The organism is Kosakonia cowanii JCM 10956 = DSM 18146, from assembly GCF_001975225.1.
GTDB lineage: Bacteria > Pseudomonadota > Gammaproteobacteria > Enterobacterales > Enterobacteriaceae > Kosakonia > Kosakonia cowanii.
In genome coordinates this window covers 1,193,386-1,218,400 of sequence record NZ_CP019445.1, presented here as the reverse complement: position 1 = coordinate 1,218,400, position 25,015 = coordinate 1,193,386, and the positions used below count along the sequence as shown (strand labels likewise).

Annotated in this window: 17 protein-coding genes and 2 tRNA genes; 13 read left to right on the top strand and 6 right to left on the bottom strand. The window is 58.3% G+C overall.

The genetic code is table 11. The features are described from left to right. Nucleotides 1-3: 3 nt before the first annotated feature. From BWI95_RS05710 to mutH, 3 genes are all read right to left on the bottom strand, one after another. Nucleotides 4-1,044, bottom strand: a complete 1,041-nt coding sequence (locus BWI95_RS05710) for an NADP(H)-dependent aldo-keto reductase (RefSeq protein WP_023481132.1) — start codon at nucleotides 1,042-1,044, stop codon at nucleotides 4-6. Between the two features lie 133 nt (nucleotides 1,045-1,177). Further along, nucleotides 1,178-1,396 (bottom strand): YgdI/YgdR family lipoprotein, encoded by a 219-nt coding sequence (locus tag BWI95_RS05705; protein WP_023481134.1) that lies wholly within the window; start codon nucleotides 1,394-1,396, stop codon nucleotides 1,178-1,180. A gap of 200 nt (nucleotides 1,397-1,596) precedes the next feature. Next, a complete protein-coding gene (mutH, locus tag BWI95_RS05700; RefSeq protein WP_023481128.1) occupies nucleotides 1,597-2,289 on the bottom strand; it encodes a DNA mismatch repair endonuclease MutH in 693 nt (230 codons plus the stop codon). Nucleotides 2,290-2,969: 680 nt separating this feature from the next. On the opposite strand from mutH, the gene rppH reads away from it, so the two are divergent. From rppH to recD, 12 genes are all read left to right on the top strand, one after another. Then, nucleotides 2,970-3,500: an RNA pyrophosphohydrolase gene (gene rppH, locus BWI95_RS05685; protein WP_034813806.1), complete on the top strand. Its 531-nt coding sequence runs from the start codon at nucleotides 2,970-2,972 to the stop codon at nucleotides 3,498-3,500. A 12-nt stretch (nucleotides 3,501-3,512) separates the two neighbouring features. Then, the gene (gene ptsP / locus BWI95_RS05680) at nucleotides 3,513-5,759 is read left to right on the top strand and encodes a phosphoenolpyruvate--protein phosphotransferase (RefSeq protein WP_023481129.1); all 2,247 of its coding nucleotides are present in this window, start codon (nucleotides 3,513-3,515) and stop codon (nucleotides 5,757-5,759) included. A gap of 686 nt (nucleotides 5,760-6,445) precedes the next feature. Further along, complete coding sequence (gene lgt, locus BWI95_RS05675; protein ID WP_076769146.1) at nucleotides 6,446-7,321, top strand: prolipoprotein diacylglyceryl transferase; 876 nt, start codon at nucleotides 6,446-6,448, stop codon at nucleotides 7,319-7,321. A 6-nt stretch (nucleotides 7,322-7,327) separates the two neighbouring features. Next, nucleotides 7,328-8,122 (top strand): thymidylate synthase, encoded by a 795-nt coding sequence (thyA, locus tag BWI95_RS05670; protein ID WP_042713402.1) that lies wholly within the window; start codon nucleotides 7,328-7,330, stop codon nucleotides 8,120-8,122. A gap of 184 nt (nucleotides 8,123-8,306) precedes the next feature. Then, entirely contained in the window at nucleotides 8,307-8,768 is a 462-nt protein-coding gene (locus BWI95_RS05665; RefSeq protein ID WP_054803755.1) for a prepilin peptidase-dependent protein, read from the top strand. Continuing rightward, a complete protein-coding gene (locus BWI95_RS05660) occupies nucleotides 8,762-9,325 on the top strand; it encodes a prepilin peptidase-dependent protein (protein WP_054803754.1) in 564 nt (187 codons plus the stop codon). Before BWI95_RS05665 ends, BWI95_RS05660 begins: the two co-directional genes overlap by 7 nt. Then, entirely contained in the window at nucleotides 9,322-9,729 is a 408-nt protein-coding gene (locus tag BWI95_RS05655) for a DUF2509 family protein (RefSeq protein WP_054803753.1), read from the top strand. Before BWI95_RS05660 ends, BWI95_RS05655 begins: the two co-directional genes overlap by 4 nt. After that, the gene (locus tag BWI95_RS05650; RefSeq protein WP_042713398.1) at nucleotides 9,714-10,037 is read left to right on the top strand and encodes a prepilin-type N-terminal cleavage/methylation domain-containing protein; all 324 of its coding nucleotides are present in this window, start codon (nucleotides 9,714-9,716) and stop codon (nucleotides 10,035-10,037) included. The genes BWI95_RS05655 and BWI95_RS05650 overlap by 16 nt, the downstream gene beginning before the upstream one ends. Before the next feature lie 12 nt (nucleotides 10,038-10,049). Further along, on the top strand, nucleotides 10,050-13,421 hold the full coding sequence (gene recC, locus BWI95_RS05645; protein ID WP_076769145.1) for an exodeoxyribonuclease V subunit gamma: 3,372 nt from the start codon (nucleotides 10,050-10,052) through the stop codon (nucleotides 13,419-13,421). 152 nt (nucleotides 13,422-13,573) lie between these two features. Next, nucleotides 13,574-16,462, top strand: a complete 2,889-nt coding sequence (gene ptrA / locus BWI95_RS05640) for a pitrilysin (RefSeq protein ID WP_076769144.1) — start codon at nucleotides 13,574-13,576, stop codon at nucleotides 16,460-16,462. Next, nucleotides 16,455-20,003: an exodeoxyribonuclease V subunit beta gene (recB, locus tag BWI95_RS05635; RefSeq protein WP_076769143.1), complete on the top strand. Its 3,549-nt coding sequence runs from the start codon at nucleotides 16,455-16,457 to the stop codon at nucleotides 20,001-20,003. Before ptrA ends, recB begins: the two co-directional genes overlap by 8 nt. Next, a complete protein-coding gene (gene recD / locus BWI95_RS05630; protein WP_076769142.1) occupies nucleotides 20,000-21,838 on the top strand; it encodes an exodeoxyribonuclease V subunit alpha in 1,839 nt (612 codons plus the stop codon). The genes recB and recD overlap by 4 nt, the downstream gene beginning before the upstream one ends. A gap of 27 nt (nucleotides 21,839-21,865) precedes the next feature. Here recD and argA read toward each other — a convergent pair whose 3' ends face one another. After that, on the bottom strand, nucleotides 21,866-23,197 hold the full coding sequence (argA, locus tag BWI95_RS05625; protein WP_023481070.1) for an amino-acid N-acetyltransferase: 1,332 nt from the start codon (nucleotides 23,195-23,197) through the stop codon (nucleotides 21,866-21,868). Nucleotides 23,198-23,421: 224 nt separating this feature from the next. Here argA and amiC point away from each other — a divergent pair, with 224 nt between their 5' ends. Beyond that, nucleotides 23,422-24,675 (top strand): N-acetylmuramoyl-L-alanine amidase AmiC, encoded by a 1,254-nt coding sequence (gene amiC, locus BWI95_RS05620; RefSeq protein WP_023481090.1) that lies wholly within the window; start codon nucleotides 23,422-23,424, stop codon nucleotides 24,673-24,675. A gap of 98 nt (nucleotides 24,676-24,773) precedes the next feature. On the opposite strand, the gene BWI95_RS05615 is transcribed toward amiC, so the two are convergent. Together BWI95_RS05615 and BWI95_RS05610 are read right to left on the bottom strand one after the other, a co-directional pair. After that, a tRNA-Met gene (locus BWI95_RS05615) sits at nucleotides 24,774-24,850 on the bottom strand. A gap of 54 nt (nucleotides 24,851-24,904) precedes the next feature. Further along, nucleotides 24,905-24,981 (bottom strand) — tRNA-Met (locus BWI95_RS05610). Nucleotides 24,982-25,015: the final 34 nt, after the last annotated feature.

The window sequence follows — 25,015 nt, the reverse complement described above, 5'->3', positions numbered from 1 at the left end:
GTTTTACGGAGCGGGGTAGGTGTAGACCTGATGCACCGCCTCGATCTCCGCGATCACCTCATCGCTCAAATCCAGATGCAGGCTCTCAACGTTGGTTTTCAGCTGCTCCATCGTCGTCGCGCCCAGCAGGGTGCTGGCGACGAAGGGCTGACGACGCACGAAGGCCAGCGCCATCTGCGCCGGATCGAGATTGTGCCGTTTCGCAATATCGACATAGGCCGCTACCGCTTTTTGTGACTGCTCGCTGCTGTAACGGGTAAAGCGGCTGAACAGCGTATTGCGTGCACCTGCCGGTTTCGCACCGTTCAGGTATTTGCCGGTCAGCGTACCAAACGCCAGGCAGGAGTAGGCCAGCAGTTCAACGCCCTCATACTGGCTCACTTCCGCCAGACCCACCTCAAAGCTGCGGTTCAGCAAGCTGTAGGGGTTCTGGATCGTCACAATGCGCGGCAGCTCGTGCTTCTCCGCCAGTTGCAGGTAACGCATCACGCCAAACGCCGTTTCGTTCGAGACACCGATATAGCGGATTTTACCGGCGCGCTGGCACTCGGTAAGGGCTTCCAGCGTTTCCAGTAAGGTGATGACCGGCGCGCTCTCAACCCAGCTGTAGCCCAGCTTGCCAAAGCAGTTGGTCTGGCGCTGCGGCCAGTGAACCTGGTAGAGATCGAGATAGTCGGTTTGCAGGCGCTTGAGGCTCTCATCAAGCGCGGCGCGGATATTTTTGCGATCGAGTGCCTGGTTCGGGCGAATGCCGCTATCGCTGTTGCGGCTCGGGCCGCTCACTTTCGAGGCGATAACCAGTTTTTCGCGGTTGTTGCGTTTCGCCAGCCAGTTGCCGACGTAGGTTTCCGTCAGGCCCTGGGTTTCCGGGCGCGGAGGGACGGGGTACATCTCTGCGACATCAATCAGGTTAATGCCCTGGCTGACTGCGTAATCAAGCTGTGCATGGGCGTCGGCTTCGCTGTTTTGTTCACCAAACGTCATTGTGCCCAGCCCGAGGGTGCTTATTTCAAGCGAACTGTGGGGGATACGGTGATAGTGCATAGCCGGCTTCCTTAAACAAACATGCCACGTCAGTTGAGCTGACAAAGGAATATAACCATGGCAGAGGGGAAGCAAAAGGGAAAGGAAAAAATGGATTAAAGGCCAGCAGGTTACTGACCTTTATAGGGAATTTTTAACGCTCAATAATCTGGGATACGTCATCGCGGTTAATCTGCATTTTGTTGCCCTGCTGATCGTGATAGCTCACCAGCCCGGTGTCATCATCAATCTGCGGCTTACCATCCGTCAGAATCATTCTGCCGTCTTTGGTCGACATTACATAATCGCTGCTGCAACCGCTGACGGCACATGCCAGCCCGACCGCGGAAATAATCACTGCCCACTTCTTCATCGTTCGTATCCTCTCGGCTTTTCCTCACAGAAGTGTAGTAATAACGTGCCCTTATGCGATGAAAAAGCGGGATTATCTGAAAATTATTGCTGAGAGGGCGCAAACCGCCAATTACACCGTTATAAGACGAGGGCGTTTCGTTAAGCGCAGGTGCACGCTGTTACGCAGCGAAACGCGGTGATTTAGTGGCTAAAAACAGACTAGGTCGATAACGCAAAATGGCGCGCAAGCAGCGCACGGGTAAAGTTCTTTTTCAAATAAAAACCGCGCGGCAGGGTCAGAATCGGCTCGCCGTGCTCGCCGATGGCTTCGGTTAACGCTTTACTGTTGGCCGCTTTCGGGCGCAGCTGCAGCACTTCACCATGACGGGCGGTAATGCGCGTGACCTGGCCGAGCACAATCAGATCCATTAACTCTTCCCAGTCCTGGCGCAACTGCTGCTCCTCATCGGCGTCCGGGCTCCAGAGCAGCGGCGATCCCACCCGACGCTCAGCAAGGGGAATGGTGCGCGATCCCTCGACAGGTACCCACAGGACGCGCTTAAGCTTATGGCGGACATGGCTGGTTTCCCACACCACTCCTGTGTTGCCGGTTAGCGGTGCTACGCAGACAAAGGTGGTTTCCAGCGGACCGCCCAGCGGATCTATCGGGATAGTTTTCAGCTCCACGCCCAGCGCCGCAAAATCCTGCTCCGGCTTACTGCCTGCGCTCGCTCCCAGCCAGCGCTCCAGCAGCACGCCGATCCACCCTTTGTCGCGCTTCAGATCGCGCGGCGTCGGCATTCCGGCCAGTTCAGCCAGCTCGCCTAACGTATAGCCTGCCAGCCGCTGCGCCTGCGCCAGCAGCTGCGCTTCAGTTTCGGGTGGAGAGGTGAGAGGGGCGATTACACACATGCTAAAACCTTTTGGTTAAAAAATAGACAGCAGTTTTCCACCGCACGGCAGAAGTTTATCGTGTTCAGGGAAAAAAGAGCAATGCAATGATTTATAAGCTAATTTAGCAGAGCGCTTCGCGTGTTGCGCAACAGGGCGCGAGGTTTTCCAAATCTGGTCACTGACAATGAACAGGATCTTACACCCTGTTATCCACAGAAAAGTGGGATAAGTGGGAATAACCACGACTACTGTTTCCATTTACAGCCTTGACGCGGGAGCAAAATCGAATTTTTGCACAAAATGTGCCTAACTTAGTGGCATAATCTGTGGATAAATTCGGCTCTGCTCGATCTTTCATCAACGCCAGGATCCTAAGCGTGACGATCGTCACAAAACGGCAGCGGAAAGGGGTTTTCGATGCACTAAACCAATGAATTACGGAGAGTAATTTTTTGCGCATCTTAAGCCATTATTCAGACTACTCTGGGTTTTCCCTGGGTAATTCCATACTTCTTCACAACTCTATCCACAGAAAAGGTGAATAAAACCCCTCGGCGTGATGCGGGTCTGTTTATAAGTGTGATGATAACTGTGAGTTATTCAATTGTTATTCGTTTATATCCCTGTCATAGAGTGGTTTACCGTTTTCCGGGAGTGTGAAACAATCGCTTTATTCAGGTTTATTTTGAGGTAGTCCGGTGATTGATGACGATGGCTACCGCCCAAATGTGGGAATCGTAATCTGTAATCGACAGGGTCAGGTCATGTGGGCCAAACGCTTCGGACAGCACTCATGGCAGTTTCCCCAGGGGGGAATCAATCCTGGAGAATCTCCGGAGCAGGCCATGTACCGGGAGCTGTTCGAGGAAGTGGGCTTAAGTCGTAAAGATGTTCGTATCCTTGCTTCTACCCGTAACTGGTTGCGTTACAAGTTACCGAAACGTTTGGTGCGTTGGGACACAAAGCCGGTTTGCATCGGCCAGAAACAGAAATGGTTTCTTTTGCAGTTGATGAGCAACGACAGCGATATCAATATGCAAACCAGCAGTACACCCGAGTTTGATGGCTGGCGTTGGGTGAGCTACTGGTATCCTGTTCGCCAGGTTGTGTCGTTTAAACGCGACGTCTACCGGCGGGTGATGAAAGAGTTTGCAGCCGCTGTGCTGGCGCTTCAGGAGACCCCTGTGAAGCCGCAAAGCGCGCCTGCCTGGCGACGGAAACGAGGTTAAGCCACCCACATTATGCTCACCCGACTGCGAGAGATTGTTGAGAAAGTTGCCAGCGCGCCACGTCTTAACGAAGCGCTGGAGATACTGGTTACCGACGTTTGTCTGGCGATGGAAACCGAAGTATGTTCGGTCTATCTCGCAGATCACGACAGGCGCTGTTTCTATCTTATGGCGACGCGCGGTTTGAAAAAGCCGCGCGGCCGCACTGTTACGCTCGCATTCGATCAAGGTATCGTCGGCCTGGTAGGCAGGCTGGCGGAGCCTATCAACCTTGCCGACGCGCAAAAACACCCCAGCTTTAAATTTATCCCCTCGGTGAAAGAGGAGCGGTTTCGCGCTTTTCTTGGTGTGCCGATCATTCAGCGCCGCCAGTTGCTTGGCGTACTGGTGGTGCAGCAGCGCGAAATTCGCCAGTACGACGAGAGCGAAGAGTCCTTCCTTGTTACCCTCGCCACCCAGATGGCGGGTATTCTTTCCCAGTCTCAGCTAACCGCCCTGTTTGGCCAGTATCGTCAGACCCGTATTCGTGCGCTGCCGGCCTCGTCCGGCGTGGCGATTGCCGAAGGGTGGATGGATCAAACGCTGCCGTTGATGGAGCAGGTTTACCCGGCCTCGACGCTGGATACCTCTCTTGAGCGGGAAAGGTTAACGACCGCGCTGGAAGAGGCGGCGAATGAGTTTCGTCGCTACAGCAAACGCTTCTCCGCCGGCGCGCAAAAAGAGACGGCGGCGATCTTTGACCTCTATTCGCACCTGCTCTCCGATGCGCGTCTTCGCCGCGAGCTGTTTGAAGAGGTCGACCGCGGTGTGGTCGCCGAGTGGGCGGTAAAAACCGTTATTGAGAGCTTTGCCGCGCAGTTTGCCGCCCTCAGTGATGGCTATCTGAAAGAGCGCGCGGGCGATCTGCGCGCTCTCGGCCAGCGCCTGCTGTTCCATCTTGATGACAATATTCAGGGGCCAAATAGCTGGCCGGAACGCTTCGTGCTGGTGGCAGACGAACTCTCTGCAACGACGCTTGCCGAGTTGCCCCATGACAGGCTGGCGGGCGTGGTGGTGCGCGATGGCGCCTCCAACTCCCATGCCGCGATTATGGTGCGCGCGCTGGGCATTCCTACGGTTATGGGGGCCGATATTCAGCCTTCAGCGCTGCATCGGCGGACGCTGATCGTTGATGGCTATCGTGGCGAACTGCTGGTCGATCCTGAGCCGGTACTGCTGCAGGAGTACCAGCGTCTCATCACGGAAGAGAATGAGTTAAGCCGTCTTGCCGAAGATGACGTCAACCTCGAAGCCCGCTTAAGCAGCGGCGAGCGAGTTAAAGTGATGCTCAACGCCGGGTTAAGCCCTGCCCATGAAGAGAAGCTGGGCAAGCGAATCGACGGCATTGGGCTCTACCGCACCGAAATTCCCTTTATGTTGCAAAGTGGTTTTCCCTCCGAAGAGGAGCAGGTGGCGCAGTATCAGGGCATGTTGCAGATGTTTAACGACAAGCCAGTGACGCTGCGTACGCTGGATGTCGGCGCCGACAAGCAGCTACCCTATATGCCGATAAGCGAAGAGAACCCCTGCCTTGGCTGGCGTGGCATTCGTATTACCCTCGATCAGCCGGAGATCTTCCTGATCCAGGTGCGCGCAATGCTGCGGGCAAACGCTGCAACCGGCAACCTCAGCATTCTGCTGCCGATGATCACCAGCATTGATGAGGTGGATGAGGCGCGCAGGCTGATTGAGCGTGCCGGGCGGGAAGTGGAAGAGATGATCGGTTATGCCATTCCGAAACCGCGCATTGGCGTGATGCTGGAAGTCCCCTCGATGGTGTTTATGCTGTCGCACCTGGTTAACCGCGTCGATTTTATCTCTGTCGGCACTAATGACTTAACCCAATACATTCTTGCTGTCGATCGTAACAATACCCGTGTAGCGAATATGTATGACAGCCTGCACCCGGCGGTGCTGCGCGCGCTGGCGATGATTTCAGGCGAAGCTGAACGGCTGGGGATCGATCTCTGTTTATGCGGAGAAATGGCCGGCGATCCGATGTGCGTCGCGCTATTGATTGGCATGGGCTACCGGCATCTTTCCATGAATGGTCGCTCGGTGGCGCGTATCAAATATTTGCTGCGCCGCATTGATTGCGAAGAGGTCCAGGCGCTGGCACAGCGTGCGCTGGAGTCCCAGCTGACAACCGAAGTGCGCCACCAGATTGCCGCATTTATGGAGAGGCGCGGCCTCGGCGGGCTGATCCGCGGCGGGATTTAAGCGACGGTTTAGTATTCCCACAGAGCCGGTCTTCGGCTCTGTGGGCATAATGCCTGATGGCGGCTTCGCCTTATCAGGCCTACCAGGGCAGACCTTCTTCGGTGGCCGCATAAGCATTGTTTTGTAGGCCGGATAAGCGCAGCGCCATCCGGCAGAGGTTGCGCACCGTGCTTTGCCGTTTGTAGGCCGGATAAGCGCAGCGCCATTCGGCAGAGGTTACGCACTGGGCTTAGCCGTTCGTAGGCCGGATAAGCGCAGCGCCATCCGGCAGAGGTTACGCACCGTGCTTTGCCTTTTGTAGGCCGGATAAGCGCAGCGCCATCCGGCAAAGGTTACGCATCGGGCTTTGTCTTTCGTAGGCCGGATAAGCGCAGCGCCATCCGGCAGAGGCTGCGCACCGTGCTTAGCCTTTCGTAGGCCGGATAAGCGCAGCGCCATCCGGCAAAGGTTACGCACCAGGCCTGAAGCATCTGTAGGCCGGATAAGCGTAAGCGCCATCCGGCAAGGGCTCTGCGCAGAACCTCCGCCTGCACCCGTTTCGTTTATACATAACTTTTACAACATAGCGGCAACCTGCCTGGTGTGCCTTATGCTATGATTCGCAGCTTTGGAGCGGCCGCCAGGCGCGACCGCGTCGGTGTACCGCTGTCCACTTTCGGCGGAATAACAACAAGTTGTGGTGACAGATGAACAGTGGCTATCTGCATTTTCCGGATTTTGATCCGGTGATTTTCTCCATCGGACCCGTATCCCTGCACTGGTACGGTCTGATGTATCTGGTCGGTTTTGTTTTCGCTATGTGGCTGGCAACCCGCCGGGCTAACCGCCCGAACAGCGGCTGGACCAAAAACGAAGTTGAAAACCTGCTCTACGCAGGCTTCCTCGGGGTGTTCCTCGGTGGTCGTCTCGGCTACGTGCTGTTCTATAATTTCCCGCTCTTCCTCGACGATCCGCTCTATCTCTTCCGCGTATGGGACGGCGGCATGTCCTTCCACGGCGGCTTAATCGGCGTGATCGTGGTGATGATCATCTTTGCTAAACGCACCAAACGCAGCTTCTTCCAGGTCGCCGACTTTATCGCGCCGCTGATCCCGTTTGGCCTCGGTGCCGGTCGCCTGGGTAACTTTATTAACGGCGAGCTCTGGGGCCGTGTCGATCCCTCCTTCAAATACACCATGCTGTTCCCTGGCTCGCGTGCGGAAGATATGGCGCTGCTGCCTTCTCATCCGGAGTGGCAATCGATTTTTGATACCTACGGCGTTCTGCCGCGCCACATGTCCCAGCTCTATGAGCTGGCGCTGGAAGGCGTGGTGCTGTTTATCATTCTTAACCTCTTTATCCGTAAACCTCGCCCGACCGGCGCGGTCTCCGGCCTGTTCCTGATTGGCTACGGCGCGTTCCGTATCATCGTTGAGTTTTTCCGCCAGCCCGATGCCCAGTTTACCGGCGAGTGGGTGCAGTACATCAGCATGGGGCAGATCCTCTCCATTCCGATGATTATTGCAGGCGGCATCATGATGATCTGGGCGTACCGCCATCGTTCGCCGCAACACGTTTCCTGAGGAACCATGAAACAGTATTTAGAGTTGATGCAAAAGGTGCTTAACGAAGGCACCCCGAAAAATGACCGCACCGGGACAGGCACGCTGTCTATTTTTGGCCATCAGATGCGTTTTAATCTGCAGGACGGCTTCCCGCTGGTAACCACCAAGCGCTGCCATTTGCGTTCAATTATTCATGAGCTGCTGTGGTTCCTGCAGGGCGATACCAACATTGCCTACCTGCGTGAGAACAAGGTCTCTATCTGGGACGAATGGGCCGATGAAAATGGCGATCTGGGCCCTGTCTACGGCAAACAGTGGCGCGCCTGGCCAACGCCGGATGGTCGCCATATCGATCAGATTTCAACGGTCATTGAGCAGCTGAAAAACGATCCGGACTCGCGCCGCATTATCGTTTCGGCGTGGAACGTCGGCGAACTGGATAAAATGGCACTGGCCCCGTGCCACGCTTTTTTCCAGTTCTATGTGGCAGATGGCAAGCTCTCTTGCCAGCTCTACCAGCGTTCATGCGACGTCTTCCTCGGTCTGCCGTTCAATATCGCCAGCTACGCGTTGCTGGTGCATATGATGGCGCAGCAGTGTGATCTTGAGCCGGGTGACTTTGTCTGGACCGGTGGCGACACGCACCTCTACAGCAACCACCTTGAGCAGACGCATCTGCAACTGAGCCGCGAGCCGCGCGCGTTGCCGAAGCTGGTAATCAAACGTAAACCCGCTTCACTGTTTGATTACCGTTTCGAAGACTTCGAAATCGAAGGCTACGATCCGCATCCTGCGATCAAAGCGCCGGTCGCTATCTGACCTCGCTCAGCCTGACACAACCGGCGCGTTAACGTGCCGGTTTTTTTTGCCTGCAAATCGCTTTTTCGGCACAACTTCCAGGCTTTATGTAACCCGCTGCAATCCTCTTTTTTCCTTGCGTAACGCCTCGTAAACCTGCCTTTTCCTCCTCGACGAATTTTTCTCCCGACGACAGACTGCCGCCATGAAAAAAGAAGATGGCTTTACATTGATTGAAACCCTCGTTGCCGTGGCGCTGATTGTCATTCTCAGCGCAGCGGGGATTTCCGGCTGGCAGAGCTGGCAAGCGCAGCAGCGGCTGTGGCAAACCGCCCTTCAGGCGCGCCATTTCCTTGAGCGCCTGCGGGAGGAGGCCAACTGGCGCAACCGGTCGCAGGTTGTTTACAGCGTGCGGGAGGGGGAGCAGTGGTGCTTGCTTAACGCACCGGCGGCGCGTTGCTCAGCGCAGCAGGCGTTAATGATGCGCCCGGCCTGGCCAGACGTTACGCTGGCTGATGTCACGCCATCGCTCGGTTTTTATGGTTTACGCAATACCGCCTGGCCGGGGCATATTCGCCTGCGCAGCAGCGCCGGTGAGTGGCGGGTGGTGGTCTCTGCATGGGGGAGGATCAGAATGTGTCAGCCTGGAGGAGGGAGTGTATGTTAAATGCTCAGCGTGGTTTTTCCTTGCTGGAGACGCTGCTGGCAATGACCATCGGTAGCGTGCTGCTGCTTGCCTCCGCCCGCTTTCTGCCCGGTCTACAGATTGCCCTTATGCAGCACACCCGGCTGCAGACTATTGAGGACGACCTCTGGCAGCGGCTGCGGGCCGTTGCTAAACACCTGCAGCGCGCGGGTTACTGCAACGGTAGCTGTAATGGTCAGCCGCTTTTTATCAGCGCCAAAGGGGAGTGCGTCATTGCGCAGTGGGATGCCAACAGTAATGGTCGCTGGGAGAGTGCACCCAGTAATGACGCCGAACAAACGGCCTTTCGCCTGCAGAACGGGGCGCTAGAAACGCTACGCGGTGCGACCTCCTGCACCGGTAGAGGGTGGGAAAAAGTCACCGATCCCGCGCAGATGCACGTCGGGCGCTTTAGCGTGACCCAACGCCGGACGGTAGGTTTAGCGCCGCAGCTCACGATCCAGCTTGCCGCCAGCCTGCCGGGCGCTGCTGAGAAAACGGTGAGCGGCGAGCTAACCGTCACCGGGTATAACCTGTGAATCGGCAGCGCGGCGTATCCTCCCTGGCGCTGGTGCTTCTGTTGCTGCTGCTGGGTAGCCTGATGCTCAACGGCCTTAGCCAGCAGCTAACCAGCCATATCTGGCGGGTCAATCGTGAAGGGCAAGGGATACGCCGCACCGCAGAGATCTCATCGGCGATGGAGGCGGCGCGGCGCAGGCGATGGCCGTCAGAGCCTGCGCTGCAATGCTTGCAACCTGCCGCAGAGGGGGTGCGAAGCTGTCTGCGTATTTTTGCCGACGGCTCCGCTTTGCTGATCGCCGCCAGCGCAGAAGCGGCATTATGGCGGCAAGGGCGGGTAGAGGGTGAGCAGGTTCGCTTCTCTCCCCACGGCTGGAGCGATTTCTGCCCGCTTACGGAGAGCGCATTATGTCAACTTCCCTGAACCGGGAGCGGGGCTTCAGCCTGACGGAAGTCCTGCTGGCGATGGTGCTGATGGTGATGGTGGTCACTGCCCTTGGCGGGTATCATCGCGCGCTGTCCGCCGGGTTTTCCACCGCCAGCCAGTGGCGACAGCTCTGGCGCTATGCATGGCAGCAAGCTCAACCTCACGCGACGCCGCTCCCTTCGGGCTGGCAGGTTTCACGGGGGCAGACAACAACAGAAGGATGTGTCAGCATCAACGTCACCGTTATCTCGCCGCTGGGCAGGCAGGGGAAAATGACGCAACTTTTTTGCCCAAATAGTCAGTAGTCAGGAGCACGTATGTTAAGGGTTTATCACTCCAATCGTCTGGATGTGCTTGAAGCACTGATGGAGTTTATCGTTGAGCATGACAGGCTCGACGATCCCTTTGCGCCGGAAGTGATCATGGTGCAAAGCACCGGGATGGCGCAGTGGCTGCAGATGACCCTGGCGCAAAAATTTGGCATCGCTGCCAATATCACCTTTCCGCTGCCCGCGAGCTTTATCTGGGAGATGTTCGTTACCGTCCTGGAGGACATTCCCAAAGAGAGCGCCTTCAACAAACAGAGTATGAGCTGGAAGCTGATGTCGCTGCTGCCTGCGCTGCTGGAGCATGAAGATTTTGCCATGCTGCATCACTATCTCCACGATGATGATGACAAGCGCAAACTGTTCCAGCTTTGCTCACGCGTGGCGGATCTTTACGATCAGTATCTGGTTTATCGCCCGGAGTGGCTGACGCGCTGGGAGGCGGGTGAACGGGTTGACGGGCTGGACGATGCGCAGCGCTGGCAGGCGCCGCTCTGGCGCGCGCTGGTTGAGCATACCCGCGAGTTAGGCCAGCCCCACTGGCACCGTGCCAACCTCTATCAGCGCTTTATCTCCCGGCTTGAATCGGCGAAAGAGCCGCCAGCCGGGCTGCCTGCCCGCGTCTTTATCTGCGGCATCTCCGCGCTGCCGCCAGTCTACCTGCAAGCCCTGCAGGCGCTGGGCAAGCATATTGATGTCCATCTGCTGTTTACTAACCCCTGTCGCTATTACTGGGGCGATATCAAAGACCCGGCGTTTCTTGCACGGCTCGTCACGCGCCGCCGCCGCCATCACCGGGATGACCGCCAGTTTCCTCTTTTCCGCGATACACAAAGCGCGGAAGGTCTGTTCAATGGCGAAGGCGAGCAGGATGTGGGTAACCCGCTGCTGGCCTCCTGGGGCAAGTTGGGGCGCGACAACATCTTTCTGCTGGCAGGTATGGAGCGCTATGAAGAGCTGGATGCCTTTGTCGACATCACGCCGGGCTCGCTGCTGCAAAACCTGAAGTATGACATCCTTGAGCTGCAAAACAGTGCGGTAGCTGGCGTCACGGCAGAGGAGTTCGCGCGCAGCGATAAGAAACGCCCGCTCGATCCAGAGGATCGCAGCGTTACGGTGCATATCTGCCACAGCCCGCAGCGGGAAGTAGAGGTGCTGCACGATCGCCTGCTGGCGATGCTGGAGGAGGATCCGGAGCTGACGCCGCGCGACATCGTGGTGATGGTGGCAGATATCGACAGTTACAGCCCCTATATTCAGGCGGTGTTCGGCAGCGCCAGCGGTGAGCGCTACATTCCGTATGCGGTATCCGACCGCCGCGCGCGCCAGGCCCACCCCGCGCTGCAAGCCTTTATCAGCCTCTTATCCCTGCCGGACAGCCGCTTCGTCTCGGAAGATGTGCTGGCCTTGCTGGATGTGCCGGTGCTGGCGGCCCGCTTCAACATTACCGAAGAGGGGCTGCGCTACCTGCGCCTGTGGGTAAACGAGTCCGGCATTCGTTGGGGGATGGATGATGACAACGTCCGTGAGCTCGAACTGCCGCCAACCGGGCAGCACACCTGGCAGTTTGGCCTGACGCGCATGCTGCTCGGCTACGCCATGGAGAGCCACCGGGGCGAGTGGCAGTCAATTCTTCCTTATGACGAGTCGAGCGGGCTGATTGCGGAGCTGGTCGGTCACCTGGCCTCGCTGCTGATGCAGCTCAATATCTGGCGTCGGGGTCTTGCCGAAGAGCGCCCGCTGGAGGAGTGGCTACCGGTGTGCCGGGAGATGCTTAATGACTTCTTCCTGCCGGATCAGGAGACCGAAGCCGCACTGGCGCTGATTGAGCAGCAGTGGCAGACGATCATCGCCCAGGGCGTTGGCGCGAGCTATGGCGAAGCGGTCCCGCTCTCGCTGCTGCGTGATGAGCTGGCTCAGCGTCTCGATCAGGAGCGCATCAGCCAGCGCTTCCTCGCTGGCCCCGTCAATATCTGTACGCTGATGCCGATGCGCTCGATCCCCTTCAAGGTGGTCTGCCTGCTGGGTATGAACGACGGCATCTATCCGCGAACGCTTCCTCCGCTCGGCTTTGATCTGATGAGCCAGAAACCGCAGCGCGGGGATCGCAGCCGCCGTGATGATGACCGCTATCTCTTCCTGGAAGCGCTGATCTCCGCCCAGCAGCAGCTCTATATCAGCTATATAGGGCGTTCGATCCAGGATAACAAAGAGCGTTTTCCGTCGGTGCTGGTGCAGGAACTGGTGGACTATATCGGCCAGAGCCACCATCTGCCGGGGGATGAGTCTCTCAACTGCGACGAAAGCGAGCGGCGGGTAAAGGCACATATCACCCATCTGCATACTCGCATGCCGTTCGATCCGGCTAACTATACGGTGGATGAGTGGCAGAGCTATGCCCGCGACTGGCTGCCCGCCGCCAGCCTGCAGGGCGAAGAGCATCTGCCCTTTATCCAGACGCTGGAGACGCCTGCGCTTGAGACGCTGGCATTTGACCAGCTTCAGCGCTTCTGGGCGCACCCGGTGCGCGCCTTCTTCCAGATGCGTCTGCGGGTCAATTTCCGCCCTGAAGAGAGCGATATTCCTGACGCCGAGCCCTTTATTCTGGATGGACTCGATCGCTACCAGCTTAATAACGAGTTATTGAATGCGCTGGTTGAAGAGCAGGATGCGGAAAAACTGTTCCGCCGTTATCGGGCTGCGGGTGTGCTGCCATACGGGGCGTTTGGTGAGATTGTCTGGGAGACGCAGTGCAAAGAGATGCAGGCGCTGGCCAGCCGCGTTATTGAGCATCGCCAACCGGCAGACAGCCTCGAAATCGACCTGCACTGCGCGGGTGTTCACCTGACCGGATGGCTGGCCCACGTGCAGCCGGACGGGCTGCTGCGCTGGCGTCCATCGCAGCTTAAGGTCTCCCAGGGGCTGCAACTTTGGCTGGAACATCTTGTCTACTGTGCCAGTGGCGGAACGGGAGAGAGCCGTCTCTTTGTGCGCAAAGATGGCCAGTGGCGCTTCCCACCGCTGCCGCCCGAAGAGGCGCTGCGCTATCTGGCGTTAATGATCGAAGGCTACCGCGAAGGGATGGCGAAACCCTTGCTACTGCTACCGGAAAGCGGCGGCGCGTGGATAAAAGCCTGTTATGACGCAGCAAATGATGCCATGGTAAAGGACGACGAGACGTTGCAAAAAGCGCAGAGCAAATTTTTGCAGGCGTATGAAGGCAACATGATGGTCAGCGGAGAAGGTGCCGATGTCTGGTATCAGCGTCTGTGGCGAACCCTCGAGCCGGAGTACTTCGCAGAGATTACCGCGCAGGCGCAACGTTTCCTGTTACCGCTTTATCGACACAATCAGCCCGCCTGACGGTATAAAAATTGCGCAGAGGGGAGCCATCCCTTATTATGCGCGACGGTCACGGACTGATATAACACGCGTGCTGACGCCGTCAGCACACATTTACCTGCTACTCCGGCGGTTATCGGGGGAGCAGGAAAAGTTAATGATGAGGTTCGTGAATGCCCCGCAGCACCTGGTTAACTATCTTCGTTCTGTTTTTTGCCCTGTGGGCGCCACTCAGTCAGGCTGACACCGGCTGGCAGCCTGTTAAAGAAACTATCCGTAAGAGTGACAAAGATACGCGGCAGTATCAGGCGATCCGCCTTGATAACGGCATGGTCGTGCTGCTGGTCTCGGATGCACAGGCGGTCAAATCCCTTTCGGCGCTGGTTGTGCCGGTCGGCTCGCTTGAAGATCCCGATAGCCACCCAGGTCTTGCTCACTATCTTGAGCACATGACGCTGATGGGGTCGAAAAAGTATCCGCAGCCAGACAGCCTCGCTGAATACCTCAAAATGCACGGCGGTAGCCACAACGCCAGCACTGCGCCTTATCGCACCGCTTACTATCTGGAAGTGGAGAACGACGCGCTGGACGGCGCGGTGGATCGTTTAGCCGATGCCATCGCCGAGCCGCTGCTGGCAAAGAAGTACGCCGAGCGGGAGCGTAACGCGGTCAACGCGGAGCTGACCATGGCGCGTACCCGTGACGGCATGCGCATGGCGCAGGTGAGTGCGGAGACCATTAACCCCGCTCACCCTGGCGCGCGCTTCTCCGGCGGCAACCTTGAAACCCTCAGCGATAAACCGGGCAGCCCGGTGCATGACGCGCTGCTGGCGTTTCGCGATAAGTTCTATTCGGCCAACCTGATGAAAGCGGTGATTTACAGCAATCGCCCGCTTAACGAGCTGGCGACGCTCGCGGTGCAGACCTATGGCCGGGTTCCCAACAAAAATATCACCCGGCCTGAGATTACTGTGCCGGTGGTAACGGATGCGCAAAAAGGCATCATTATTCATTACGTGCCGGAAGTGCCGAACAAGCTGCTGCGCGTTGAGTTTCGTATTGATAACAACACGGCGGCCTTTCGCAGCAAAACCGACGAGCTGATTACCTATCTGATTGGCAACCGCAGCCCGGGCACGCTCTCGGACTGGCTGCAAAGCCAGGGGCTGGTTGAGGGGATTCGCGGTGACTCCGACCCGGTAGTCAACGGCAACAGCGGCGTGCTGGCCATCTCCGCCACGCTGACGGATAAAGGGCTGGCGAACCGCGATCGGGTGGTCGCCGCCATCTTCAGCTACCTGCAACTGCTGCGCGAAAAGGGGATCGATAAGCGCTATTTCGACGAGTTGGCGCACATTCTCGATCTCGATTTCCGCTACCCGTCGATCACCCGCGATATGGATTACGTTGAGTGGCTCGCCGACACGATGATCCGCGTGCCGGTTGCTCACACTCTCGATTCCGTCAACATTGCCGACCAGTTTGATGCTAAAGCGGTACAGGCACGCCTTGATGAGATGACGCCGCAAAACGCGCGTATCTGGTATATCAGCCCCGATGAGCCGCACAACAAAAAAGCCTACTTTGTTGATGCGCCTTACCAGGTGGAGAAAATTACCCCTGATCGCTTTGCCGCCTGGCAAAAAGATGAGGCGGGGATCGATCTGAAATTCCCGGAGCTTAACCCCTATATTCCGGATGACTTCTCGCTGATTACCCCGGCGAAAAAATACACGCACCCGGAGCTTATTGTTGATGAACCGGCGCTGCGCGTGGTCTACATGCCAAGCCGCTACTTCGCCAATGAACCGCGCGCGGATGTCAGCGTAGTGCTGCGTAATCCGCAGGCGATGGACAGTGCGAAAAATCAGGTAATGTTTGCCTTAAATGATTACCTGGCAGGGCTGGCGCTCGATCAGCTTAGTAACCAGGCTGCGGTCGGCGGCATTGGCTTCTCCACCAATGCTAATAACGGTTTGATGCTAAATGCCAACGGCTACACGCAGCGCCTGCCGCAGCTCTTCAGCGCCTTGCTGGAGGGGTATTTCAGCTATACGCCCACCGAGGAGCAGCTGACGCAGGCGAAATCCTGGTACAGCAGAATGATGGCCTCGGCGGAGAAGGGTAAAGCGTTTGACCAGGCGATTATGCCGGTGCAGATGATATCGCAGGTGCCCTATTTCCCGCGCGAAGCGCGCCGTGCGCTGCTGCCGTCGATCACCGTGCAGGACATTCTTCATTATCGCGATGCGCTGAAGCAGAATGCGCGCCCGGAGTTTCTGGTGGTGGGTAACCTGAGCGAACAGCAGGCGAAAGATCTGGCCCGCAACGTGCAAAAACAGCTTGGCACCAGCGGTAACGAATGGTGCCGCAACAAAGATGTGCTGGTGGATAAAAAGCAGAGCGCCATGTTTGAGAAAGCGGGCAACAGCACCGATTCCGCGCTGGCTGCCGTCTTTGTGCCGACCGGTTTCGATGAGTACAGCAGCTCGGCGTACAGCGCGATGCTCGGGCAGATTGTGCAGCCGTGGTTCTATAACCAGCTGCGCACCGAAGAGCAGCTCGGTTATGCCGTCTTTGCTTTCCCCATCAATGTTGGCCGCCAGTGGGGAATGGGCTTCCTGTTGCAGAGCAATGAGAAGCAGCCCGCCTGGCTCTGGGAGCGCTATAAAGCCTTCTTCCCGACCGCTGAAGCGCGCCTGCGCGCGATGAAGCCGGAGGAGTTTGCGCAGATCCAGCAGGGCGTCATTGCGCAAATGCTGCAAGCGCCGCAGACATTAGGCGAGGAGGCTTCCAAATTGAGCAAAGATTTCGATCGCGGCAATATGCGCTTCGATTCACGTGATAAAGTAGTGGCCCAAATAAAAGCGCTGACGCCGCAAAAACTTGCGGACTTCTTCCATCAGGCGGTGGTTGAGCCGCAAGGTATGGCGATACTGTCACAGATCTCCGGAAGCCAGAGTGGAAAAGCCGACTACGCCCGCCCTGACGGCTGGAAGGTGTGGAAGGACGCCAGCGCTTTGCAGCAATCCTTACCCTTGATGAGCGAGAAAAATGAGTGAAACGACCGCTGAGACCCTTGATCCCCTGCGCCTGCCGCTTACCGGCGAGCGCCTGATTGAAGCCTCGGCGGGCACCGGTAAGACCTTCACCATCGCCGCGCTCTATCTGCGGCTGTTACTCGGGCTTGGCGGCAATGCCGCCTTTCCCCGCCCGCTCAACGTCGAAGAGCTGCTGGTGGTCACCTTCACCGAAGCGGCAACGGAAGAGCTGCGCGGGCGTATTCGCAGCAACATCCATGAGCTTCGTATTGCCTGCCTGCGCGAAAGCAGCGACAACCCGCTCTACGCCAGCCTGCTGGCAGAGATTGAGGATAAACAGCAGGCCGCCCACTGGCTGATGCTGGCGGAGCGGCAGATGGATGAAGCCGCTGTCTTTACTATTCACGGTTTTTGCCAGCGCATGCTCAGCCTCAACGCCTTTGAATCCGGCATGCTGTTTGAACTGAAACTGCTGGAAGATGAAACCCTGCTGCGCTATCAGGCCTGCGCAGACTTCTGGCGTCGCCACTGCTACCCGCTGCCGCGCGATATTGCGCAGGTGATCCACGATTTGTGGAAGGGGCCGCAGGATCTGCTCAGGTCCATCGACCGCTATTTGCAGGGCGAAGCCCCGCAGATCAAATCGCCGCCGCCGGAGGAGGAGACGCTCGCGTCGCGCCATGCGCAGATTGTCTCGCAGATTAATGCGGTGAAACGTCAGTGGCTCGACTCCGTCAGTGAACTGGAGCCGCTGCTGGAAAATTCCGGTATCGACCGGCGCAAGTTCAACCGCGGCAACCAGGGAAAATGGATTGAGAAGATCTCCGCCTGGGCGCAGGAGGAGACCAGTACCTATCTGCTGCCTGACGCGCTGGAGAAGTTCTCGCAGGCGTTTCTCGCCCAGCGCACCAAAGCGGGCGGCGTGGTGCCCGAGCATCCGCTGTTTGTCACCATCGAAACGCTGCTGGCGCAGCCGTTGACTCTGAGCGATCTGGTGCTGACCCGCGCGATGCGCGAAATTCGCGACGCGGTCGCAAAAGAGAAGCGCCGTCGCGGTGAGCTCGGTTTTGACGATATGCTCAGCCGGCTCGATCACGCCTTACAAAGCCCGAACGGCGAGGCGCTGGCTGCGGCTATCCGCACCCGTTTTCCGGTGGCGATGATTGATGAATTTCAGGATACCGACCCGCAGCAGTACCGCATCTTTAGCCGTATCTGGCTGAATCAGCCCGAGTGTGGCCTGCTGCTGATTGGCGATCCCAAGCAGGCAATCTACGCTTTTCGCGGCGCTGATATCTTCACTTATATGAAAGCGCGCGACGAAGTGAGCGCCCGCTACACCCTCGACACCAACTGGCGCTCGTCGCCGGGGATGATCGCCAGCGTCAACCGGCTCTTTAGCCAGATGGACGATGCGTTTATGTTCCGCCAGATCCCCTTCCTGCCGGTAAAAGCGGCTGCGCGAAACAGCGGCCTGCGCTTTGCGGTGAAGGGAGAAAGCCAGCCGTCGATGAAGCTGTGGCTAATGGAGGGCGAAGGCGTTGGCGTCGGTGATTACCAGAGCTTTATGGCCCAGCTCTGCGCGACGCAGATCCGTGACTGGCTCAGCGCCGGGCAGAAAGGCGATGCGTTGCTCTACGAAGGGGATAAAGCGCGGCCGGTAAAAGCCTCGGATATCACCGTGCTGGTGCGCAGCCGCCATGAAGCGTCGCTTATCCGCGATGCGCTGACGCTGCTCGGCATTCCCTCTGTCTACCTCTCCAACCGCGACAGCGTGTTTGAAACGCCGGAAGCGCAGGAGCTGCTCTGGTTGCTGCATGCGGTGCTGACGCCGGAGCGTGAAAACACGCTGCGCAGCGCGCTGGCAACCTCGATGCTCGGGCTGACGGCGCGCGATATCGACGCGCTCAATCTTGATGAAGATGCCTGGGATCGGGTGGTTGAAGAGTTCTCCCACTACCGCGAGCTGTGGCAAAAACGCGGCGTGATGGCGATGCTGCGCACGCTGATGAGTGCGCGTAACGTGGCGGAAAATCTGCTTGCCACGCCCGGCGGAGAGCGGCGCTTAACGGACATTTTGCATGTCAGCGAGCTGTTGCAGGAAGCGGGCACGCAGCTTGAAAGTGAGCACGCACTTACCCGCTGGCTAACGCAGCACATCGCCGAGCCGAACACCAGCGCCGCTAGCGAGCAGATGCGTCTGGAGAGCGATAAGCACCTGGTGCAGATTGTCACCATCCACAAATCGAAAGGCCTTGAGTACCCGCTGGTCTGGCTGCCATTTATCGCCAACTTCCGCGTACAGGACCAGGGCTTCTATCACGATCGCGCCTCGTTCAACGCGGTGCTCGATCTCAGCCATGCCGAAGAGAGCATTGAGCTGGCAGAGGCGGAGCGGCTGGCGGAGGATTTACGCCTGCTCTATGTGGCACTGACCCGCTCGGTATGGCACTGCAGTCTGGGCATTGCGCCGCTGTTTCGCCGGCGTGGTGAGAAGAGCGGGCCAACTGATTTCCACCTTAGCGCGTTGGGTCGGCTGATTCAGAAGGGCGAAGCGCTGGACGCCGCCGGGCTGCGTCAGGCGCTGGCAGAGATCTGCAATGAAGAGATTGTGCTGGCCATACCGCCAACGCCGGACACCGAGCGCTGGGAGTTACCGCAGCCGCAGCCGCCCGCGCTCAGCGTGCGCGAAGTGATGCGCCGGGTCGCCGATGACTGGCGCGTGACCAGTTACTCGGGTCTGCAACAGCGCGGGCACGGCCTTGCTCAGGATCTGCTCCCGCGTCTGGATGTCGACGCCGCAGGTGAGCGCGAGGTGCAGACGCAGCCGATGCTGACGCCGCACCAGTTTCCGCGCGGCGCGGCGCCGGGCACTTTTTTGCACAGTCTGTTTGAAGATATTGACTTCACCCAGCCGGTATCACCGGAGTGGGTGGCGGAAAAGCTGCTGGTGGCTGGGTATGAGGAGCACTGGCAGCCGGTGCTGAGCAGTTGGCTGGAGACGGTGCTGCACGCGCCGCTTACCCCAGCGGGAGTCTCTCTTAGCCAGTTGACGACCAACGATAAACAGGTCGAGATGGAGTTTTACCTGCCCATCAGCGCCACGCTGAGCGCAGAGGCGCTCGATAGCCTGATTCGCCGCTACGATCCGCTATCGGCCGGCTGCGCGCCGCTCGATTTTCGCGACGTGCGCGGGATGCTGAAGGGCTTTATCGACCTGGTGTTTCGCCATCAGGGGCGCTACTACCTGCTCGATTACAAATCCAACTGGCTCGGCGAAAACGCGCAGGCCTATACGCAAGAGGCGATGGCGGCAGCCATGCAGTCCCATCGCTACGATTTGCAGTACCAGCTCTATACCCTGGCGCTGCACCGCTATCTACGCCACCGCATCGCCGATTATGACTATGAGTGCCACTTCGGCGGTGTGATCTACCTCTTTTTACGCGGCGTGGAGGCGCAGCAACCGGAGCAGGGGATTTTCACCACCCGCCCGGAGGCGGCGCTGATCGCCCGCATGGATACCCTGTTTGCAGGTGAAGTACCGGAGATGACGCCATGAATGTGCAGGCTTTACTGCAAGAAGCGATGGAGCAGAAACTGCTGCGTCCGCTGGACGTGCAGTTTGCCCTGACGGTGGCTGGCACGGAAGAGCCCGCCTTGCTGCTGGCCGCGGCGCTACTGAGCCGCGATGCCGGTGAGGGGCATGTCTGTTTGCCGCTCTCACGCCTGACGCCCGACGTGTTCGGCAGCGATTCGCCGCTCGCACGCCAGCTGTTTGAGATGGCCGGGCCGCCCGACGACTGGCAGGCACTGCTGCTTGCCTCACCGGCGGTTGGCGACGGCAGCGGCGCAACGCCGATTATTTTGCACGATGCGCGCCTCTACCTGAACCGTATGTGGTGGAACGAGCGGCGCGTGGCGGAGTTCTTTGCCGCACAGGAAGCCGTTGATGAGGCGGATGAAGCACGCCTTTCTGAGGCGCTGGCCTCACTCTTTCCGCCAGACAATGAAGCCGATGTGAACTGGCAAAAAGTCGCCGCCGCCGTGGCGCTTACCCGGCGAATTTCGGTGATCTCCGGCGGGCCGGGAACCGGTAAAACCACCACCGTGGCGAAGCTCCTGGCGGCGCTGGTACAAACGCTCAATGGCAGCCGCTGCCGTATCTGCCTGGCTGCGCCCACCGGTAAAGCCGCCGCGCGGTTAACCGAATCCCTCGGCAACGCGCTGCGCCAGCTACCGCTTGATGAGGCGCAAAAAGCGCTGCTGCCGGATGAGGCCAGCACGCTGCACAGGCTGCTCGGCGCACAGCCGGGAAGCCAGCGCATGCGCCATCACGCGCTCAACCCGCTGCATCTGGACGTGCTGGTGGTGGATGAGGCGTCGATGATTGACCTGCCGATGATGTCGCGGCTGATTGATGCGCTGCCGCCGCGGGCGCGGGTGATCTTCCTCGGCGATCGCGATCAGCTGGCCTCCGTTGAGGCTGGTGCGGTACTGGGGGATATCTGCGCCTGGGTAAATGCCGGGTACAGTGCGACGCGCGCGGCGCAACTCTCACGCTTAACCGGCGTGAAAGTGCCCGCAGGCGAAGGCGAGGCCGCCACCGCGCTGCGCGACAGCCTCTGCCTGCTGCAAAAAAGTTACCGCTTCGGCAGCCACTCCGGCATCGGGCAACTGGCTGCCGCGGTTAACCGGGGTGATAAGCGCGCTACCCAGGCAGTCTTCAGCCAGGGTTTTGAGGATATTGAGCGGAAACCGCTTAACAGCGCCGAGGCCTATCAGGAGATGATTGACGACGCGCTGGCAGGCTACGGGCACTATCTCTCGCTGGTGCAGGGCCACGCCGAGCCGGAAGCGATTATCGCCGCCTTCGGCGAGTACCAGCTGCTCTGCGCGTTGCGCGAAGGGCCGTTTGGCGTCAGCGGGCTGAATGAACGGCTTGAGCTGGCGTTGGTGCGTCAGCGTAAAATTACCCGCCAGCCCTTCTCGCGCTGGTATCACGGCAGGCCGGTGATGATTTCGCGCAACGACTCCGCGCTGGGGCTGTTCAACGGTGATATCGGCATTGCGCTGGATCAGGGGCAGGGGATGCGCGTCTGGTTCCCGCTACCCGGCGGGAAGATCAAGTCGGTGCAGCCGAGCCGTTTGCCGGAGCATGAAACCGCCTGGGCGATGACGGTGCATAAATCGCAGGGCTCGGAGTTCGATCACGCCGCGCTGATCCTGCCTGCGCAAAACGTGCCGGTGGTGACGCGAGAGCTGGTCTACACCGCGATTACTCGCGCACGTAAACGGCTGTCGCTCTATGCCGATGAGCGCGTGCTGGGCCAGGCGATTGCCACCCGCACCGAGCGGCGCAGCGGTCTTGAAGCGCTGTTCAGCGCCCTGAAATAAAACGCCCCGCACAGGGCGGGGCGTGAATCAGGTCAGATCGGCCATCAGCACTTTTGAGCGCCGCTGGTAGTTGTACATCTGCTTTTTGGTTTCAGGCAGCGAGTCGATATCCACCGGCGTAAAGCCGCGCTCCTGGAACCAGTGAATGCTGCGGGTGGTGAGCACAAACAGCTTGCTGAGCCCCATCTGCCGCGCCTGCAACGCAATGCGCTCCAGCAGCGCTTCGCCGCGTGACGAGCTGCGATAATCAGGATGCACGGCCACGCAGGCCATCTCGCCAATCTTCTCTTCCGGGAAGGGGTAAAGCGCCGCGCAGGCGATAGTCAGGTTGTCGCGCTCAATGATCGTGAACTTATCGATCTCCATCTCCAGCTGCTCGCGGGAGCGGCGCACCAGAATGCCCTGCTGCTCGAGCGGGCGAATCAGTTCCAGAATGCCGCCGATGTCGTTAATGGTGGCGCGGCGGATCTGCTCGGCGCTCTCCATCACAATCTGCGTGCCGATACCGTCGCGGGAGAAGAGCTCCTGCAACAGCGAGCCATCTTCCTGATAGCTGATTAAGTGGCTGCGACGCACGCCGCTGCGGCACGCTTTTACCGCGCCGCGCAGGAAACGCACGGTGCCGGAGTGGTAGTCGCCGCGCTGCTCCAGCTCTTCGACACGCGCTTGCGCGTCGTTAGGGAACAGTTCAGAAACAATTTCGCCTTCATCATTCATGACACCCTGCGACGAGCAAAAACCGATCATCTTCTCCGCTTTCAGCTTGATCGCCAGCTGGGTGGCAATCTCTTCGGAGGTGAGGTTAAAGCTCTCCCCGGTCACGGAGACTGCAACCGGCCCCATCAGCACAATCGCGCCGCTGTCGAGCTGGCGGTGGATCGCCTCTTCATCAATACGGCGAATACGCCCGCTGTGGCAGTAGTCAACGCCGTCATCAACGCCCAGCGGCTGCGAAATAATAAAGTTACCGCTGACCACGTTGATGTGTGCGCCCTGCAGCGGCGTATTGTTGAGGCTCATCGACAGCCGTGCGGTGATATCCAGCTGCAAAAGCCCTGCGGCCTGTTTCACCAGTTCAAGGGTTTTGGCGTCGGTAACGCGGGTGTGTTTGTGGTAGATCGGTTCGTGGTGATGTTCAGCAAGGTTGGCGTCGATTTGCGGGCGCGCGCCATAGACCACCACCAGCCTGATTCCGAGGCTATGCAGCAGGCCGATGTCGTTGACAATGCTGGAGAAGTTTTCATGCTCGATGGCTTCACCCCCGAGCATGATGACGAATGTCTTTCCCCGATGGGCGTTGATATAGGGAACGGAATGGCGAAATCCCTGCACCAGTTCGGTTCTGCGCTCTTTGACCACGGCCTGTCCTCACTGCATGATTATTCGTAAAAAGTGTATTTTTATTCTTTTATTGCCTTCGCTGCAAGCACAAATTTTCTTAACCCAGGATTCTCCCGTCTTTGTGAAGCATAGCGCCAGACATATGTTTACCCTTTAAAAGATGACAGTTTATGCATCATTCGCTAAAGTTTTCCGTCAATTCTGACGTTAAGCATTATTTAAACAAATTGCTCGGGAGAAGCATGTCGGGAAGTCATTCAGCGCTGAGCCGCCGCAAATTATTACAGGGTGCGGGGGCGATGTGGTTATTAAGCGTGAGCCAGGTTGGCCTGGCCGCCGTCAGTCAGGTGGTCGCCGTGCGCGTCTGGCCTGCGTCGAGCTATACCCGTGTGACGGTGGAATCGAACCGCGTGGTGAAGTACAAACAGTTCGCCTTGAGCAATCCCGACCGTCTGGTGGTGGATCTGCAAGGCGTTCACCTCAACTCCGTGCTTAAGGGCATGGGAACGCAGATTCGCAGTGACGATCCCTTTATCAAATCAGCCCGTGTGGGTCAGTTCGATCCGCAGACGGTGCGCATGGTGTTTGAACTTAAGCAGAATGTGAAACCGCAACTCTTTGCGCTGGCGCCGGTCGCAGGCTTCAAAGAGCGTCTGGTGATGGATCTCTATCCGGCGAATGCGCAGGATGTGCAGGATCCGCTGCTGGCGCTGCTTGAAGAGTACAACCAGGGCGATCTTGATAAGCAGGTGCCGCCCGCGCAGAGCGGCCCTCAGCCGGGAAAAGCCGGGCGCGACCGGCCAATTGTGATCATGCTCGATCCCGGCCATGGCGGGGAAGATCCGGGGGCGACGGGGAAATATAAAACCCGTGAGAAGGATGTGGTGCTGCAAATCGCCCGCCGTCTGCATGCGCTGATCGAGAAAGAGGGCAATATGAAGTCCTATATGACCCGCAACGAGGATGTCTTTATTCCGCTGAAGGTGCGTGTGGCGAAAGCGCAGAAGCAGCGCGCCGACCTCTTTGTCTCGATTCACGCCGATGCCTTCAGCAGCCGCCAGCCGCATGGTTCCTCCGTCTTCGCGCTGTCGACCAAAGGGGCGACCAGTACAGCCGCGAAATATCTGGCGGATACGCAGAACGCGGCGGACTTGATTGGTGGCGTAAGCAAAAGCGGTGACCGCTATCTCGATCACACCATGTTCGATATGGTGCAGTCGCTGACCATCAACGACAGCCTGAAGTTTGGCAAAGCGGTGCTTAATAAGCTGGGGCGCGTTAATAACCTGCACAAGAACAGCGTCGAGCAGGCGGGCTTTGCGGTGCTGAAAGCGCCGGATATCCCGTCGATTCTGGTTGAGACGGCGTTTATCAGTAATGTGGAGGAGGAGCGTAAGCTCAAGACCGCAAAATTCCAGCAGGAAGTCGCAGAGTCGATTCTGGCAGGGATTAAAGCCTACTTCGCGGATGGCGCGACGCTGGCGAGAAGGGGATAACAGTATGGCGCCGAAGGGCGCCATTTTTTTCTCTTGTTTGCTGCGCGCTTTTACAAACGCCAGAAACAAAAAAACACCCGTTAAGGTGTTTATTGTGTTGGTTGCGGGGGCCGGATTTGAACCGACGACCTTCGGGTTATGAGCCCGACGAGCTACCAGGCTGCTCCACCCCGCGTCCGTCTGTTTACACTTCCATCATGTAAACTTTTTCTTTCTTCCACATTTTAATTGGTTGCGGGAGCCGGATTTGAACCGACGACCTTCGGGTTATGAGCCCGACGAGCTACCAGGCTGCTCCATCCCGCGTCCGTGGAAGCGCACTATACGCCGTAGACGATTT

Bases quoted from the DNA above. Each gene is read 5' to 3' on its own strand.
- BWI95_RS05710 (WP_023481132.1), bottom strand. From the start codon at position 1,044: ATGCACTATCACCGTATCCCCCACAGTTCGCTTGAAATAAGCACCCTC.
- BWI95_RS05705 (WP_023481134.1), bottom strand. From the start codon at position 1,396: ATGAAGAAGTGGGCAGTGATTATTTCCGCGGTCGGGCTGGCATGTGCC.
- mutH (WP_023481128.1), bottom strand. From the start codon at position 2,289: ATGTGTGTAATCGCCCCTCTCACCTCTCCACCCGAAACTGAAGCGCAG.
- ptsP (WP_023481129.1), top strand. From the start codon at position 3,513: ATGCTCACCCGACTGCGAGAGATTGTTGAGAAAGTTGCCAGCGCGCCA.
- lgt (WP_076769146.1), top strand. From the start codon at position 6,446: ATGAACAGTGGCTATCTGCATTTTCCGGATTTTGATCCGGTGATTTTC.
- thyA (WP_042713402.1), top strand. From the start codon at position 7,328: ATGAAACAGTATTTAGAGTTGATGCAAAAGGTGCTTAACGAAGGCACC.
- BWI95_RS05665 (WP_054803755.1), top strand. From the start codon at position 8,307: ATGAAAAAAGAAGATGGCTTTACATTGATTGAAACCCTCGTTGCCGTG.
- BWI95_RS05660 (WP_054803754.1), top strand. From the start codon at position 8,762: ATGTTAAATGCTCAGCGTGGTTTTTCCTTGCTGGAGACGCTGCTGGCA.
- BWI95_RS05650 (WP_042713398.1), top strand. From the start codon at position 9,714: ATGTCAACTTCCCTGAACCGGGAGCGGGGCTTCAGCCTGACGGAAGTC.
- recC (WP_076769145.1), top strand. From the start codon at position 10,050: ATGTTAAGGGTTTATCACTCCAATCGTCTGGATGTGCTTGAAGCACTG.
- ptrA (WP_076769144.1), top strand. From the start codon at position 13,574: ATGCCCCGCAGCACCTGGTTAACTATCTTCGTTCTGTTTTTTGCCCTG.
- recB (WP_076769143.1), top strand. From the start codon at position 16,455: ATGAGTGAAACGACCGCTGAGACCCTTGATCCCCTGCGCCTGCCGCTT.
- recD (WP_076769142.1), top strand. From the start codon at position 20,000: ATGAATGTGCAGGCTTTACTGCAAGAAGCGATGGAGCAGAAACTGCTG.
- amiC (WP_023481090.1), top strand. From the start codon at position 23,422: ATGTCGGGAAGTCATTCAGCGCTGAGCCGCCGCAAATTATTACAGGGT.